Origin of the sequence: Coxiella-like endosymbiont (assembly GCF_024730665.1) — a bacterium.
In the GTDB taxonomy this organism is placed as follows: Bacteria; Pseudomonadota; Gammaproteobacteria; order Coxiellales; family Coxiellaceae; genus Coxiella.
This window is the reverse complement of the sequence record NZ_CP084737.1, coordinates 722,200-738,814: the sequence shown is the minus strand read 5'-3', so window position 1 is coordinate 738,814 and position 16,615 is coordinate 722,200. Positions and strand designations below refer to the sequence as shown.

Sequence of the window (16,615 nt, the reverse complement as noted above, 5' to 3'; positions counted from 1 at the left end):
CTCTCTTTCTCTATCACCCTTGGTCTGATTAAGATCAATTGAATTTATCTAACCTGAGATGAGTACAGAAGAAATTGAATGGGCTTAATTTTTTGTTCAATCTATATGCCCCAAGTTGCTGGATAATGAGTTTTAAAAATCGTCTCTCCCGAAATTAATTTACTTCGATATGCATTAACAAAATCATTAGCGGAATGCACTCGTCTACCAGGCAATTGAAGTTTACGAATTCGAAGAATACCTGCTCCTGTTGCAATATCCAATCTATTTTTATCAGCGTGGACCAGCGTCGCCGGTTCTAACATCGTTTTTTCATTCAACGCCTCTGCTTCCCAAATTCGAATAGGCTGTCCATTAAAATACGTAAAAGTCATGGGCGTCGGATTAAACGCACGTACACATCGTACCAATTCAGCGGCCGATTTATACCAATCTAATTCAGCTTCTTTCTTTCGAATTTTTGGCGCATCAGTAGCCTTGCTACTATCCTGTTTTTCCGCTACTATATGCCCTTTTTTTCTAATGCGTTCAAAATTTCCATTAACAAATCCGAACCCAATTGCGAAAGACGATCATGCAAATCGGCACTAGTATCCCTCGCTTTAATCACACAGGATTTTTTTGCTAACACATCACCTGTATCCAGTCCCTCATCCATCTGCATAATACTAACACCAGTTTCGTCATCACCTGATAAAATAGCCCACTGAATTGGCGCGGCTCCGCGCCATCGTGGTAATAGTGATGGATGCACATTTAAACATCCTAATCTGGGACTCGCTAACACAGCCTTAGGGAGTAGCAATCCATAAGCCGCCACCACCATTACATCGAATTGCATTGACATTAATTCTTTTTGTATTGATGTCTCTCGTAATGAAGCAGGCTGTCTAACAGAAATTCCATGTTGCTTCGCAATAATTTTAATGGGACTCTGACTTACCTTTCGCCCACGCCCCACAGGGCGATCTGGCTGTGTATAAACGGAGACTACTCGATGCGAAGATCGAATTAAAGTTTCTAAAGTGAGAACTGCAAATCTAGGTGTTCCAGCGAAAATAATTTTCAACGACATGAACGATGTTATCTCTAATATTGCCAGTCCCTTTCAATCAATTACTACTCTCTGCATACCTATCGAAAATGATGGCGAATTATATCATCAGCTCTACTGAAATTACATAGAACAGATCGAGAACATTCAAAAAGAATTACATACTGCGCTTGAACCCAATCATCGCATCTTACGCTGAATCATCCTTCTCAAGAAAATTTTCCAAGCTGGACCTCTATCATTACTAACGATCTTGGCGCTCTACCAGCAGAGGTATTAATCATTTGAAATAAGGCGCGAAACTGGTTGAATCTATAATGGATATTTTGCAGAATTAGAGAGAATTTGAAAGTGTGGTTGATAGCGATAATAGCCACAAAAAGATACTTGATGCGAACAAACAGAAGTTACTACATTATATCGGTTTTGAAGCTGCTTCTGCAGATCAAGCATGGAAAGAAGTAGTTTTAACTTCGAAATTTTTGCTATCGTTATCTATTGAATTAGATCGTTATTATAACTATGTTTAGTATTATGATACGAGTTAAAAAATGAAAGACGAAAGAGATATATCGATGTATCTTTCCAAAAATTATATGCAAGAAAATTGCACCCTGAACCTTGGAGAGAAAAAATTTCCAATTCAATTGGAAGAGTTCGGTTTTTATCGAGTTGTCATTGACCAAACCTTGATATGGCTGAATAGTCGTTCTTACGGCGGAAAACCGATACAGCTTCCTAAAAAGAATTCATGTCGCGTGTTTAGCGATTATAAATGTGAATTACTGAAAGAATGTCGTCGCTTCCTTCTTACCTTAGAACAACAGGGAATCCTTTCTCATACCTGTGAATTTGTTACTAATCAAGTGATTGAGCTTTTAACGGAAAGCCTTGATATAAGTCTTCTCAAGTTAATTACCCTTATCATGCTTCTTTTCGATTATCAGTCTGACAAAAACAGACTCTTGTAAGTATGGAATTATTAGTTCTCGACGATACGTTAGATGGTGTGTACATTGATTATGGTTAAATCAGTAGTGGTGGTCGAATCGCCCGCAAAAGCGAAGACGATTGAAAAGTATTTGGGAAAAGATTTTAAAGTAATGGCTTCTTATGGTCACGTATGCGATCTAGTCCCCAAAGAAGGAGCCGTTGACCCGAATGATCATTTTAAAATGTATCATCAAGCAATCGGACGTAATGTGCGCCACATGGATGCTATCGCAAAAACATTAAAAAATTGCGACAACTTATATCTCGCTACCGACCCCGACCGCGAAGGCGAAGCTATTGCTTGGCATGTGAAACGCATGCTAGAGGCGAAGAATACGCTAAAAAATAAAACATTTTCCCGCATTGTTTTTCATCAGATTACTAAAAAAGCTGTTCAAAATGCCATTGAACATCCTCGTGATATTTCAATGGATTTAGTGAATGCGCAACAAGCGCGTCGCGCATTGGATTATCTGGTCGGTTTTAATTTATCGCCGCTATTATGGCGAAAAATTCGCCCCGGGTTGTCGGCAGGTCGCGTTCAAAGCCCCGCATTGCGGTTAGTTGTTGAAAGAGAAATTGAAATTGAGAATTTTAAAAGTCAGGAACATTGGACGATTCATGCAGACTGTCATTTACAAAAACAAAATTTCGATGCACGCTTAATTGAGTTTCAAAATGAGAAAATCGAACAATTTTCTATAACGGATGAAAAAACCGCAAATAAAATCTGTGAAGCGATTACAAAATCAGTGAATGGTAAGAAGCTTACTATTACTAAAGTTGTTAAGCGTGAACGCAAACGAAATCCTGCTCCTCCTTTTATAACTTCAACTATGCAACAAGAAGCAGCGCGCAAATTAGGTTTTTCTTCTTCTAAAACAATGCAAATTGCGCAGCAATTATATGAGGGAGTGAATGTCGGTAAAGAAGGTGCGATTGGCCTTATTACTTATATGCGAACTGACTCGGTTATATTAGCACCAGAAGCCTTACAAGAAATTCGCGAATTAATTAAAGAAAAATATGGATTTGGAAATATGCCAACTAAAACACGCATTTACAAAACTAAATCCAAAAATGCGCAAGAAGCTCATGAAGCCATACGTCCAACGTCTGCTTTTCGCGTCCCAGAGAAATTAAAAAAATATTTAAACAGTGATCAATTAAAGCTCTACACTTTGATCTGGAAACGCACCGTTTCCTGCCAAATGATTGAGGCTACTTTACACACAGTATCAATTGACTTAAGTACCTCCAATGCACTTTTTCGTACTAATGGTTCTGCTATTGTAAATCCAGGCTTTATTAATGTTTACCAGGAAACAAGTGATGATCAGAAAAAAGACGACGAAGGAGATATCAAAATGCTTTCTCTACTTGAAGAAAGACAAACCGTTGATGTAAGCAAAATTAAAGGTGAGCAACATTTTACTGAACCTCCGGCACGCTATACGGAAGCGGGCCTAATAAAGGCATTGGAAGAATACGATATCGGTCGACCCTCTACTTATGCGAGCATTATTGCAACTCTCAAGAATCGAAAATACGTCGATGTGAATAACAGGCGCTTTGTAGCGACTGACATTGGTCGTGTAGTAAATCGATTTTTGACGCATTATTTCACGAAATACGTGGATTATGGATTTACAGCGAAATTAGAAGATGAGCTAGACGATATTGCACGCGGTGGAAAGGCGTGGATCCCTGTTTTAGAATCATTTTGGTCGACGTTTAAAAATTTGGTGGATCTTGCTGAAAAAACAGTGAAACGCAGCGATGTGACACAAGAAAAAATCGATGAAAAATGTCCTAAATGTGTGGCTCAATTATCTATTCGACTCGGAAAACGAGGACGATTTATCGGTTGCACTGCATATCCAGATTGCGATTATACCCGTAATTTAACTGAAATTACCGCTGATGAATCTCAGAAAACGGTGGATGGACGACAATGTCCAGTATGCCAATCGAATTTAATTATTAGGGCAGGGCTCTATGGGAGATTCATCGGCTGCAGAGGTTATCCTAATTGCAACTATATGGAATCACTAAAGAAACCTCAAGATACCAGCGTGACTTGTCCGAAGTGTAATAAGGGCACTATTTTGCAACGTAAAACTCGTCGAGGGAAAATCTTTTATTCTTGCATGCATTATCCAGATTGCGATTACGCGATCTGGAACAAACCTATTGCGAAAGAATGCCAAAAATGCCATTGGCCAATTTTATCGATAAAAATTACTAAAAATAGAGGTATAGAAAAGATATGTATCCAAAAGGACTGTAATTTTGCGGAACCTTATTCTGAAGGCGAGGTAGAAATCGATGAATAAATCTTTTGTTGCTATTTTGCTTGGATCCGATAGTGATATTACTGCCATGGAAGCAGCTTTTATTGAATTAAAATCTTTTGGTGTTGCTTTTGAAGCGCATATATTGTCAGCGCATCGCAATCCTACAATAACTATTAAATTTGTTAAAGACGCAGACAAGCGTGGCTGTGCAGTTTTTATTGCAGCGGCGGGATTGGCAGCGCACTTGGCTGGTACTGTGGCGGCACATACCATTAAACCAGTAATCGGCGTTCCTATGGCAGGTGGCAGTCTTGGTGGGCTAGATGCCTTGTTATCGACCGTGCAAATGCCCGGTGGTATCCCTGTCGCTTGTACAGCTATCGGGAAAGCAGGTGCTAAAAATGCAGCGATTTTAGCGGTACAAATTATGGCTCTTCAGGATGCAGGTATTGCAAAAAAATTACGAGAAAAACGAGAACTGAATGAGAATGATTTGAAAGAGGCGGATGAGAAACTCCAAAAAGCGTTATAAGTTTATGGATGATTTTATCCAATCAATTAACGACGCAGTCACTGAACTCAGACAGGGGGCATTATTGCTTATCCAACGGAGTCTGTTTATGGATTAGGCTGCGATCCTTTTAATCATAACGCTGTTACTCAATTATTGATACTGAAAAAGCGCCCTCTTGAAAAAGGCTTTATTTTAATTGCTTCTGCGTGGAAACAAGTGGCCACTCTGACGCAACCTATTGACCCTAAATCACTCGCTCGTATATTTCAGAGTTGGCCAGGCCCTGTTACATGGGTTTTTCCGGCGAGTTCAGAGGCGCCCTCATGGATTCGGGGAAAACATCCTACTATTGCTATTCGCCTTACCGATCACCTAATAGCAAAATTATTATGTTATAGGTTCGGTGGGCCTATCGTTTCAACCAGTGCAAACCGAAAATGGGAACAGCCTATTCGGAATGTTAGAATATTGCGCATGATTTTTGGCAATCAAATAAATAGGATTCTTGAAGGCCCTATCGGACCTTCTTGCCGTCCCACAGAAATTCGCGATGCTATTACAGGTGAGGTCTTACGAGCTGGATAAGTAACAAAGACAAGTGCTAACAGTGACCAACTAAGTGGGAATATCAACTCTTAGCAGCACCTTCTTCAGCTTCCTTTTGATGTCTCAAAATAATATAACTCTAATAAGGAGATATAACGATTTTCCGCGGCAACCGCCGCGCCGTCTCTTCTTTTCCTCAAAAAAAATTTGATAAGACCTAGATTCTCAGTGTAAAAACTCTTAATGAAAGAGTCCTAACAGGAGCCTATCTTTATAACTAAAACTTCAGTTTTTCTGAGTATCCTAATTTAATAGCTCTTAGGAGAGATTTTTCGTCTTCAAGGCAATTTAATGTTGCCTGAAAATCTCCTAATTCTTTCATTAATGAACATCTACTATTTACTATTAATTAAATCTTGTGATTTTGCTGATAATAATTTTTATTACTGAGATTCAACTTTCGCAATCGAAATTTACACTTCTCGCAGTCTGAATTCTATCACTATTTTTAATCTCTCAATTAATTAAGGCAGTGGATTCGTTTTTATGATCCTTTTTGATAATTGGACACGTTCAGGAGCAAGAGCGGAGAGCGTTAATAGCTTTCCTTCCAATCTAAATTGAAATGGCTATAATACATTGATCCTTTCTCATAATCCACAACCTTTACTTCAATAACTCATTCTCCATCATGTTCCATTTCTGGAATTAATACATTTCCAAAATTCGTATCTTCTAAAATAACTTCTGTGCATACAATTAGTTAACTGCTTTTAACAGGAAATAAAAACTTTTAGAATTTTTATGCCTCCGAGATTATTTTATGACACTGAACAAATCGTTCTGAGTTCTCTCCTGATAAAACGGAACAATTAAAACTGTCTGATTACCTATAGCAGCTGCTTAACAACTACTGTGTTGCTATGAAGAAATAGTTAAAAATTTTTATTTTCTTAGCACTAGCAATAAGTCAGAAAGCGGTCGAAGCAACATTCACAGGCGAAGCCAAGATACCACATTAAGGTGAGTAGTGGAGGATTTGTGTTTAAGCAACATGGCATTTTAAGTTTAATCAAAAGGGACCATTCTCGCGGAAAGTGAGATCAGACAAAAACTTATGCTAGTAGCTACAGATCCCTTCTTACTTACCCGGGAATGACATTATCTGTTTAAAAATATTTTTAAAAAATTTAAAAATTCTCATGGATAGTGAGCATTTTTTTTTCGTTCCTGAAAATATTTGTTCGAGTTTATGTTTAACTTCATCTACAGTAATTAGCGCCATAGCTTCGCGATAATGAACTCGTTCGCGCCAACTTATTTTTTCAGGATCTTTCCCTAAAATAGTTTTTACCGCTTCTGGGAATTTATTGACGACCCATTGTTGAGAAAAATAAGGTCCTGTCTTTTCAGGAGGCGCTACCGCATAGAGCCCAACCACAGGCGTTCCCATCGCCTGAGCAATATGTAAAGGACCTGTGTCAGGCGACAATAAAACATCGACTTCGCCTAACAATGCAGTTAGCTGTTTTAATGAACTTTTTCCAACAAGATTGAGAGAGGGCACCTCTAACTGATTATTAATCTCATTGGCCATTTCTTTTTCTAAAGTGCTTAGTCCTCCCACCAAAACAACATTAAAATTCCAATTTTTTTTTAATTTGTTAACAACCTCAGCGTAGCGCTCACAAAACCAATTGCGCTCTTCTTTACTTGCAGCAGGACAAATCGCTAACCATTTCCCTAAATATCCATCTATTTGCTTTTTCGCCCATGCGCGGTCGTCCGCATTAATAGGCAGTTCCCACTTAATGGTTTTGTCGGTAATTCCAAAAGGCTCAACGAACCGTAAAAAACTTTCTAACAGGTGTTCCCGTTTAGATATCACTGTACGATCTACAAAGAGATATTGCAAATCTCGGCTACATAATTTTCCATAACCATATTTAATTTTAGCTTTCGTTAACAAACATAAAAAATTCGATCGTAGCGTAGCCTGAGGCAACAATAACACATCAAAAAAATAAGATCTTAACTGTCTGTAATAACGCCAATAATCTTTAATAGATCTTGGTTTATTTACAACGATAAATTTGATTCTCGGCAATCCTTCTACGAAATCATATAAAAGTCGATTAATAATCCAGTGAATTTCTACGTGAGGAAGATGTTTCTGTAAAAGACGAACTAATGGTACGGTAAGACACACGTCACCCAGTGCACCTAATCGAAGAATACCTACAGAACGAATATGCGCGAGATTCATAATTTTATGATTTTAATCAATGAATAGATGAAGCTACTAATTCTTAATTGTGTCGACTTTTTTAAGAGCACAAAATCACCATAGGCACTATCGATATGAAATTAGATATGATGTTTTCACAACTTATTGCTTAACGAGTTTTTTAAGAATAATCTGATTTATCGCATTCGTTACTACTTTGATAGCCAAAGGTTTTGAATAAGTTGCTTTTTTTAATTTTAATTAAATTCTGACGACTAACAAATCGCGATTAAATTTTCATTACTGCTACTCTCAAGAGGAAGAATATCATCAGCATTTTTTTGTCAGTTCTCTTTAATTGAATAGCGCAAAATGTGATTATAGTCCCTTTATAATCTTTTAGAGCCATCATATAGGCGACAGATGACAAGTAACATTGATTTTTTCTTCAGTCAAAAATAAATTTAGTTTGTCGTATTATATAAATAATTATATTTTCTAATACAATGTATAGGAATTAAAATAGCAGCTGTAATTTGGCGTGTCTTTTTATCTTTTGCGGTATAAACAATTTCGTTATTTATTTGTTTCGATGGAGTTTTGTCTCATCTATTTTTAAACTTCATTGACAAGCTAGTAAGCTTCCCTTGATCTTGCGATTAAATCGGACCTTATATAAGGGACTTGCCCAGTGGTATATCGTTTCGACAAGTAAAGTAGCTATTTACTTCCCCATCTCCCAGCAGTTAAATTTGCTCCTGATCAGGAGCAAATTTAACTGCTGGGGATGAGACTCAGGCGGCCTTTAAGTTTTTATTCTTCATCAATTTTGAGTGTTGACACACTAAGATGAACTAGAGATGATGACGTGATGTCAAATTCTGTATATCAATCACGCTTGCTTACTGGTGATACACCAACAGGTCGTTTACACCTAGGCCATTGGGTTGGTTCTGTGGAGAATCGAGTCTTACTTCAGAATGAATATGAATGTTATTTCTTGTTAGCTAATACGCATGCGTTTACGACTCGTATAAATCAGCCTAAAGCGATTCGACAAAGTACATTAGACATCGTTCTCGATTATTTAGCAGCCGGTATTGATCCGAAAAAAAGTACAATTTTTGTTGAAACTGATGTACCCGCAATTTTTGAATTGACAGCTTTTTTAGCATGCTAATTCCATTCCATCGATTAATGCGAAATCCGACTATTAAAGATGAAATTCGAGATAAAGAATTAGGGAATAATTATTCAATGGGGTTTTTATTCTACCCAATTATGCAAGTAGCTGATATTTTATCTATGCGTGCTGAAGTCGTACCAGTAGGAGAAGACCAAGTGTCGCATTTAGAACTTACTCGCGAAGTAGCTCGCCGCTTTAGCCAAGTGTATTGCGGTATTAGTCCGGATACGGAAGATAAAGATTATATTAAAGCAGGGGGATTGTTTCCTATACCGAAAACGAGAATGGGACGTATACGACGTTTAGTTGGTACAGGTGGATTTGGTAAAAATGGTCAATTGTTAAAGATGAGTAAGTCGTTAAATAACGCGATTTTTTTGAGTGATTCCCCTGGAATTGTGCAAAAAAAATAATGAACATGTATACGGACCCTAATCGTCTATATGCTAGTGATCCTGGAACGATTGAAAATAATCCTTTATGGATCTTTCATGACATATTTAATCCTGATAAGAATTGGATAGAAGAAGCTAAGCAACGCTATCGTGAAGGTAAAATTGGCGATGTAGAATGTAAAAAAGATTAGTGGATGTGTTGTTGGAATTTCTTAAACCCATCCAAAAAAGACGCATTGAGTATGAAAAAGATCAGATAGAAATTCAGAAAATTTTGCAAGAAGGATCTGCTCGTGCGAATAAAATTGCCGAAGAGACCTTATTTCTAGTAAAAGAGGCAGTGAAGCAGAATTATTTCTATCCTTGAGGCATTCTCAAAAAGTCAAGACATGCTTTATATCGAAAAGTGTACATTAATGAGAGAATTTCGATTCAGGTACGTATTTAAACGCTGTACAGGACAGGTGAGAGATTAGTGTCATGGTCCACTCTTACAAGATTTTCTCCTGAATTGTGGGTAGGCGTGAAATCAAAAGCCGTGGAACTTATTAGCGAGGCACTCTCTTACAAGAGTAATCGAAACAATTTATTTGAATATGCCAAATGGAGTATTTTAGAAGAATTATTACTCATACACGTTAAAATTTTTAAGTATTCCTCTCTAACTTACTGTGAATCATAATTTATAAGAGAAAAAGTACTTCTGACCCGCATTGTAGATTATGCCGTTTTGATGTAGTCAATGTGTAATGGCGGGTTGCTCTGGTCTCATGGGCAAGCTATGATTAGCACATGAGTAAGACAGAAAAAACCACCCATTTTGGCTACCAATCCATCCATCAGTATGAAAAAACTACCAAAGTAGAAAAAGTGTTTAGATCCGTAGCTGAAAAATATGATTTAATGAACGATTTAATGTCTTTAGGCATTCACCGCTGTTGGAAACGTTTTGCTGTGACGCTTTGCTGCTTGCAGCAAGGTCAACGAATCTTGGATTTGGCTGGCGGTACAGGAGATCTCACTCAAAAAATAAGCCTTCTTGTCGGCGACGATGGAGAAGTTATATTAGCAGATATTAATGTAACCATGCTATCAATAGGGCGTAACCGATTATTAGATCAAGGAATTTTCAAGAACGTTAAGCTTATACAGGCTGATGCGGAAAACCTTCCTTTTCCTGATAATTCTTTTGATCGCGTTATTATTGGCTTTGGACTTCGAAATATGACAGATAAGATGAAGACGCTTCGATCGATCTATTGCGCTTTAAAACCAGGTGGCTTTACAACTATTTTAGAATTTTCCAAACCAACATCAGCACTATTAAAAATTCTTTATGATATTTATTCCTTTAAATGGTTACCTTGGCTAGGCAGGATAGTCACCAATGACGAAGCAAGCTATCGCTATTTAGTAGAATCTATTCGTGTTCATCCAGATCAAGAAACATTACTTAGCTATATGGCCGAAGCTGGATTTGAAGACTGTGATTATCATAATTTAAGCGGCGGTATCGTTGCTATTCATAAAGGTTATAAATTTTAATGCTCGCATTAGTCTTATCTGGGCTAGAAAAAGCACTTAATGGTTATCTACAACTTGACCCTGAAACCATTAAACGTTTGTCTGATATGGGAAATAAAATTATTAAAATAGAAATCACTGACTGGAATCTTGATTTTTTTATTTTGCTTTCTCAAACCAAAATCCGTTTATTGAACACCTGCAGAAATGAACCTGACATAACTATTGTAAGTACATTTTTGAGTTTATTCAAAGTAGGATTTACAAAAAGCAAAGGTTCTACTTTATTTAAAAATACTGTTGAAATCATGGGTAATACAAATTTCGGAGAAGAAGTGCGAGATATTCTGTCGAATATTGACATCGATTGGGAGGAATATTTATCAAAAGTTACGGGTGATATCATTGCCCACAAAATCAGTGTGTGGGCTCATCGAGCAAGAGATATTGGTAAATCTATCACTGATACATTGCGTGAAAATATAAAAGATTATCTACAAATAGAAGCTCGGTTTACGCCCACTTTTGAAGAAGTAGATTATTTTATGCAGTCGATTACCTATCTTCAGTACGATGTAGAACGCACAGAAGCACGAATTAATCATCTTCTGGGGAAAAGGGACATATCTGCATGATACGCCCCTTACAATTAATCCGATTAATTCAAATTAATTTAATTATTCTCCGTCATGGCTTTAATCGTCCTGTAGTTAGCGAATTTTCACCGTGGTTACGGACGTTAAGTTATTTGAATCCATGGAGTTTTGGCCAAAAAGGTAAAACACGAGGAGAATCTTTGCGCATTGTACTTGAAGAATTGGGACCTATTTTTGTTAAGTTCGGACAACTGCTTTCTACTCGACGCGATTTCCTGCCAGACGATATCGTAGAAGAATTAGAAAAATTACAAGATCAAGTACCGCCATTTCCAGGAAAAATCGCAAAAAAAATGGTTGAAAAAGCCTATGGAAAATCTATCTCAGCATGTTTTGCCAGTTTTGATGAAAAACCTTTAGCTTCCGCTTCTATTGCCCAGGTACACGCTGGCACTCTATATGACGGCAGTGAGATTATTGTGAAAGTATTGCGTCCCCACATTTTTAAAACGATTCAGCGTGATATCGCATTAATGTATTTGAGTGCAAAATTAGCTCGCAAATTTTTAAAATGTGGTAAGCACCTAAAACCTATAAAAGTGATTGCCGAATTTGAACGGACTATTCATTACGAGCTTGATTTAATGCGTGAGGCTGCGAATGCTTCTCAATTAAGACGTAATTTCACTAACTCTGAAAAAATGTATGTGCCAAAAATTTACTGGAATTACGCCCATCGTAATGTAATGGTGATGGAGCGTATTCGTGGAATTTGTATTTCCAATATTACCGAATTAAAAGCTGCTAACACTAATTTTAAAAAATTGGCTGAATATGGTGTTGAAATCTTTTTTACACAAGTATTGCGTGATAGTTTTTCCACGCAGATATGCATCCTGGCAATCTGTTTGTTGATGTCAGCGATCCAGAAAATCCTAAATACCTCAGCGTCGATTTTGGAATCATGGGTTCATTAAGCCCCCAAGATCAACGTTATATTGCAGAAAATTTGGAAGCTTTTTTTAAACAAGACTATCGACAAGTAGCTATCTTACACATGAAATCCAGCTGGATTTCTCCTGATTCTCGAATTGATCAATTCGAGGCAGCTATTCGCACTGTTTGCGAACCTATTTTCGAAAAACCTTTAAAAGATATTTCATTTGGACGATTATTAATGCGTTTATTTCAAACCGCTGATCAATTCAACATGGAAATACAACCTCAATTATTACTGCTGCAAAAAACATTGATCAATATTGAAGGCTTAAGTCGTTATCTATATCCAGATTTGGATCTTTGGCAAACAGCGAAGCCCCTTATTGAAAATTGGATGCGTGAACAGCGCAGTCCTCGTTATTTTTTAAGATGGCTAAAAAAGAGTTACCTACTACTATCGAAGCGGCTTTAAAAATACCGCGGCTATTCCATGACGTACTACAAAAAACTAATTTCTGTCAATACTTCCAACGCCGAGAAACTCTGCCAGCACCACCAAAAAAACACAAATGTACTTTTATCTTCGGCGCTGGGATTGCCTTTTTGTCAGCGCAATCACGAGTTTTATTATTGGACCTAAACCAATAATTCCTTGGCAATGGACGACATTTGGACTGGGAATTTTCTTGATTATTCTAGGATGGTAGTAGCCTCAAGTAATAAAGCTATCTGGTTTCGTTTTCCTAGTTTTTAAATGAAAAACTGTGAAATTAAAAGATAATAAACTGCTAATTAAAACAGCAACCATACAAGAAAAATTTCTATACCACTGATTCACCGATATCCCTAATCATTTCTAGGAATACAGGAGAAAATAAAGTGTGTAACATAACTAACGAAACCTATTTAAGAAAGTAAATACTCACTAATACATTTCGTGATTTTGATGTGAAAACTGTTCTAGTAAAACGCCGTCTTGCTTGAGTATTCCACAATCAATCCCAATGGGTATAGCTAAGCTCGCGACTAAAATTGACGACGAATAATATCGGGAAATCATGTTTTTAATTTTTTATTTTTTCCGCATAAACGGTGGGTATTCCAATGCCTACCAACACTAGAAAACAGTGCCTAACAAAATAGTAAACCTTATGGAATAATGTGCTCTCATCACCTTTTCCTACTACTGCACTTTTCGCTTACTAAATTTAACACAGTGATAATTCATTCATAACTATTCTTAATCGTCAGCATAAATGTTTTGCTGCTCACGATTGGGATTGATATAGAATGATGAACGACACGAATAAGAAATACGAAGGCAGTTCATATAAAACAGAAAATAGACCTAATCCTTTATTGTTTAGAGTTTATCTATTTCGGAGATACAATAAAACTTTAACTACGCCCTCTATTTCATATCACTTTTATCTCAAATGCTATTACTTTTCTTTTTTGCTTCTGTCGTCCTATCAGCTTCATCGCGACTTTGCGACTTCAAAGGAAAAATCTGTTCAATAATTCTAAACAGTACAAAGAGAATGATTTAAGTACGTGATAACTTAATACTCTTTACCAAATGTGGTTTCCATGTTCTCAGCATTCTCTAAATCAGAAATCATACGCGCTATCTTCAAGAGACAATACCTTGTTTTCTTCTTACAAGTCATCATACTTGCGCACTGCATTGGCAATGATCCAAGCATTGGATTTATGATATTATCTATCTGCAAAGCACGAACTTAATGAGACATATTCTTATAAAAAAGAAATTAATTCATCATTTTACGTTTGACTAATAATTGGAAATTGACAGGAAATCGAATTTCGACAACTGGTCCATGAGAATTCAGGTAGTGCCTAAAAATAAAACCGTGATGGATACCAAGTCGTTTATCTCGTTCATAGAGGATTTCTGCTTCCTGTCATCGCGAACGTGGGTGTGGTATAGAGTCGGGTGCTAAAAGAATTATTTCTGCTATTATTCGTCCTCTCCTAAATCTGTATCACTATTTCCCTACTATCTGTCCTAACAGAGCTTCCTACCGATAAAAGACTCTGGGTCATTCACACTGCCCAGCCCTATAGCAATATAAATACTCTGTATCGTCGGCATTTCTCGAAGTAATAACTAAATTTCACTTGGCTTTAGTAGTCTCACCACTGTAGAAGGGAAACGCATTAAGAATGGGCTTCAATTTTTCGAATAAAGCAACTTATCGAAGTTATCGAAGAATTTATATTCATTTAATCGTTCTAAAGTAAAACTGTCTTCCTTCTTTTAGATAAACTAAATCAGCCTCCGATAAGATAACCGACAGTAATACCCAGAACGGAAAATTTCATTTAGTTATCGACCATAGCAGTTTGAATGCGATGCCGACTCTCCTTCAATAAACTAGTGGGCTGTGTACCGATCGTACACACTGCCATCGGTCATGTACAACGGGCTAGGTAACATTGATTTTTTCTGTCTTTCAAGTTCGTTTAAATTTTTCTTCTAGCGCTTCCAGCTTTTCCCGTGTACGTGCCAGCACTTTCACTTGCGCATCAAATTCTTCCCGTGTTACAAAATCCATTTTTTTAAAGGATTGCTGCAAAACACTCTTAAAATTTTTTCTAAATCTTTCGGTAAATTCCTAACACCAGGTGGTATAGATCTTACAAGACGACTCACAATGTCATTAATATGTTTTGGATTAAACAAAATTATCTCTTTTATTTTATTATATCATTTGTATTTTAGGGTAATTCTAGCAAATGACCCCCCAAAAATGAGAACTTTTATTACCTCTTGTCGTCCTCTTAGTTAAGATTACTCTAAAACCTGATCGGACCAAACTTAACTGCAAAGATGAAACGAAGACGACATCATAAAATGAACTCCTAAAATAACCTCTATAAAGATTCTTAAATAACATGTGGCTTTTATTAAACATCATACCATAATATAGAAATACTTTTTTATTATGATTGCCGGCAAAACATCTCTCGGTGAGGCACTGTCGCGCAAGTCTTATAGAAATTGTGAATTTCTAAATCCCGTTCCAGATTCCGTGAAGGATCACATCAGTGATGTGATCCTTCACGGAATCTGGTGCATCGGTGTATAATAACTGATGCTTTTATAAATATTATAATACCATCATTTCTATTCCAGAAAATCCCCTGAGATTCATTATTAAGCTACCACGCTTAAAAGCAGGAGTCTTTGTCTCACGTGTTATTTCTAGATTCTTTGTTATCTAACAAAATTTGTGGTCCCAATGGAAAAAATACAGAGGGCTTTTTATGGTCTGGAACGATGGAATTAAACCAATGACCGGCTGCTAATAACAAAACATTACAAATTACATACTGGTGTACTATCCACCATTCATGCAGAATAAAAGTCAGACCCATGAAACGGGCATGGTAAACGCTAATTTATGTTTAATCAACGTACGTGTAAAAAATCCTGAGCATTAATCAAGGGTTATGAATATTTTCTAAGTTATCCATGGATTTTCCTATAAATATTGCGTTGCAGATTTGGAATCAAATCAGCAGGATCTTTCCGATTCTACCACAACCGACTACTCTTACTTTTGTAATCCAGAAATCACATTGTTGTAACAGATGATATCGGCAGTTCATATTTTTATATTTGAAAACATGCGGGAAACGATTAGCTGAGTCATGCTCCCCTTTTACTAACTTTACGGATGAAAATAATCTGAAAAGTCGTTATATTAAAACTATGCGTAGAAACCCAGAGCAATCCATCTAAAAAATAACAAAACTGATGCTAATCATTCTTAGCAGAACAGTTAAAATTCCTTATAATGTGGTCGGTTTCATTGTCACTCTTCGTTAATATTTTTTCTGTGCAGCAAAACTATAGCATCTCATGAAGAGCGTCACCACAAAAATGCTATGCAATGAACTGAATGGCTTTCCCCATCTCCTGCTTGCCAAAAATGTGTTATTTTCGATAGTATGATTTCTGCAGTATTGAAACAATTTACTCAAAACTAAAAAACGCTTGTGTCTCTCCAGATTTAAATTTTAGCAGAAAGATTTCGAATACAGAAGGTCTATCACATATCCCAGAATCATTATTTTATTCACCCTAACACCCCTTAAAAGAACAAGACAAACCCAGTATCACGCCCATGGTTTCATTCGTTTATCTATCTCAGTATCAAAAATTAATGATCTCCTGAGAAGATTTTAAAAGTGATTTGAAGTAACTTCGTTTAAACTTAAAAGCGAAAATCTTATTCTAAGAATAAAAGACGCCATCGTTCTAGTTCAGCAATAATTAATGGACGTGTACCAGAGTTTGCTATTTTCTTAGCTTAG

The 16,615-nt window shown here is 36.8% G+C and carries 7 protein-coding genes and 5 pseudogenes; 9 read left to right on the top strand and 3 right to left on the bottom strand.

Annotation, left to right across the window (positions count from 1 at the left end):
* Positions 1-101: 101 nt before the first annotated feature.
* Positions 102-1,075, bottom strand: a pseudogene (gene fmt / locus LG660_RS03155) (methionyl-tRNA formyltransferase).
* Positions 1,076-1,407: 332 nt separating this feature from the next.
* On the opposite strand from fmt, the gene LG660_RS03150 reads away from it, so the two are divergent.
* The 5 genes and pseudogenes from LG660_RS03150 (at position 1,408) to tsaC (ending at position 5,443) form a co-directional block, all read left to right on the top strand.
* Positions 1,408-1,584 carry a hypothetical protein gene (locus LG660_RS03150; RefSeq protein ID WP_258267259.1) on the top strand — a complete coding sequence of 59 codons (177 nt, stop codon included), beginning with the start codon at positions 1,408-1,410 and terminating at the stop codon, positions 1,582-1,584.
* Positions 1,585-1,650: 66 nt separating this feature from the next.
* Entirely contained in the window at positions 1,651-2,025 is a 375-nt protein-coding gene (locus LG660_RS03145; protein ID WP_258267258.1) for a DUF494 family protein, read from the top strand.
* Positions 2,026-2,076: 51 nt separating this feature from the next.
* Positions 2,077-4,383, top strand: coding sequence for a type I DNA topoisomerase (topA, locus tag LG660_RS03140; protein ID WP_258267257.1), 2,307 nt, complete (start codon positions 2,077-2,079; stop codon positions 4,381-4,383).
* Complete coding sequence (gene purE / locus LG660_RS03135; protein WP_258267256.1) at positions 4,376-4,876, top strand: 5-(carboxyamino)imidazole ribonucleotide mutase; 501 nt, start codon at positions 4,376-4,378, stop codon at positions 4,874-4,876. Before topA ends, purE begins: the two co-directional genes overlap by 8 nt.
* Before the next feature lie 4 nt (positions 4,877-4,880).
* Positions 4,881-5,443 (top strand): annotated as a pseudogene (gene tsaC / locus LG660_RS03130) (L-threonylcarbamoyladenylate synthase type 1 TsaC).
* A 1,102-nt stretch (positions 5,444-6,545) separates the two neighbouring features.
* Here tsaC and LG660_RS03125 read toward each other — a convergent pair.
* Complete coding sequence (locus tag LG660_RS03125) at positions 6,546-7,670, bottom strand: glycosyltransferase family 9 protein (protein WP_258267255.1); 1,125 nt, start codon at positions 7,668-7,670, stop codon at positions 6,546-6,548.
* Between the two features lie 832 nt (positions 7,671-8,502).
* Between LG660_RS03125 and trpS the strand changes: the two are divergent.
* From trpS to ubiB, 4 genes and pseudogenes are all read left to right on the top strand, one after another.
* Positions 8,503-9,579: pseudogene (gene trpS / locus LG660_RS04435) on the top strand (tryptophan--tRNA ligase).
* 425 nt (positions 9,580-10,004) lie between these two features.
* Complete coding sequence (gene ubiE / locus LG660_RS03100) at positions 10,005-10,757, top strand: bifunctional demethylmenaquinone methyltransferase/2-methoxy-6-polyprenyl-1,4-benzoquinol methylase UbiE (RefSeq protein WP_258267250.1); 753 nt, start codon at positions 10,005-10,007, stop codon at positions 10,755-10,757.
* Positions 10,757-11,371, top strand: a complete 615-nt coding sequence (locus tag LG660_RS03095) for a ubiquinone biosynthesis accessory factor UbiJ (RefSeq protein ID WP_258267249.1) — start codon at positions 10,757-10,759, stop codon at positions 11,369-11,371. The genes ubiE and LG660_RS03095 overlap by 1 nt, the downstream gene beginning before the upstream one ends.
* A pseudogene (gene ubiB, locus LG660_RS03090) lies at positions 11,368-12,978 on the top strand (ubiquinone biosynthesis regulatory protein kinase UbiB). The gene LG660_RS03095 and the pseudogene ubiB overlap by 4 nt, the downstream one beginning before the upstream one ends.
* Positions 12,979-14,748: 1,770 nt before the next feature.
* Here ubiB and LG660_RS03085 read toward each other — a convergent pair.
* Positions 14,749-14,978 (bottom strand): annotated as a pseudogene (locus tag LG660_RS03085) (accessory factor UbiK family protein).
* Positions 14,979-16,615: the final 1,637 nt, after the last annotated feature.

What these genes read in the sequence shown, in the direction of transcription:
- LG660_RS03145 (WP_258267258.1), top strand. Translation starts at nt 1,651, where the DNA reads ATGCAAGAAAATTGCACCCTGAACCTTGGAGAGAAAAAATTTCCAATT.
- topA (WP_258267257.1), top strand. Translation starts at nt 2,077, where the DNA reads ATGGTTAAATCAGTAGTGGTGGTCGAATCGCCCGCAAAAGCGAAGACG.
- purE (WP_258267256.1), top strand. Translation starts at nt 4,376, where the DNA reads ATGAATAAATCTTTTGTTGCTATTTTGCTTGGATCCGATAGTGATATT.
- LG660_RS03125 (WP_258267255.1), bottom strand. Translation starts at nt 7,670, where the DNA reads ATGAATCTCGCGCATATTCGTTCTGTAGGTATTCTTCGATTAGGTGCA.
- ubiE (WP_258267250.1), top strand. Translation starts at nt 10,005, where the DNA reads ATGAGTAAGACAGAAAAAACCACCCATTTTGGCTACCAATCCATCCAT.
- LG660_RS03095 (WP_258267249.1), top strand. Translation starts at nt 10,757, where the DNA reads ATGCTCGCATTAGTCTTATCTGGGCTAGAAAAAGCACTTAATGGTTAT.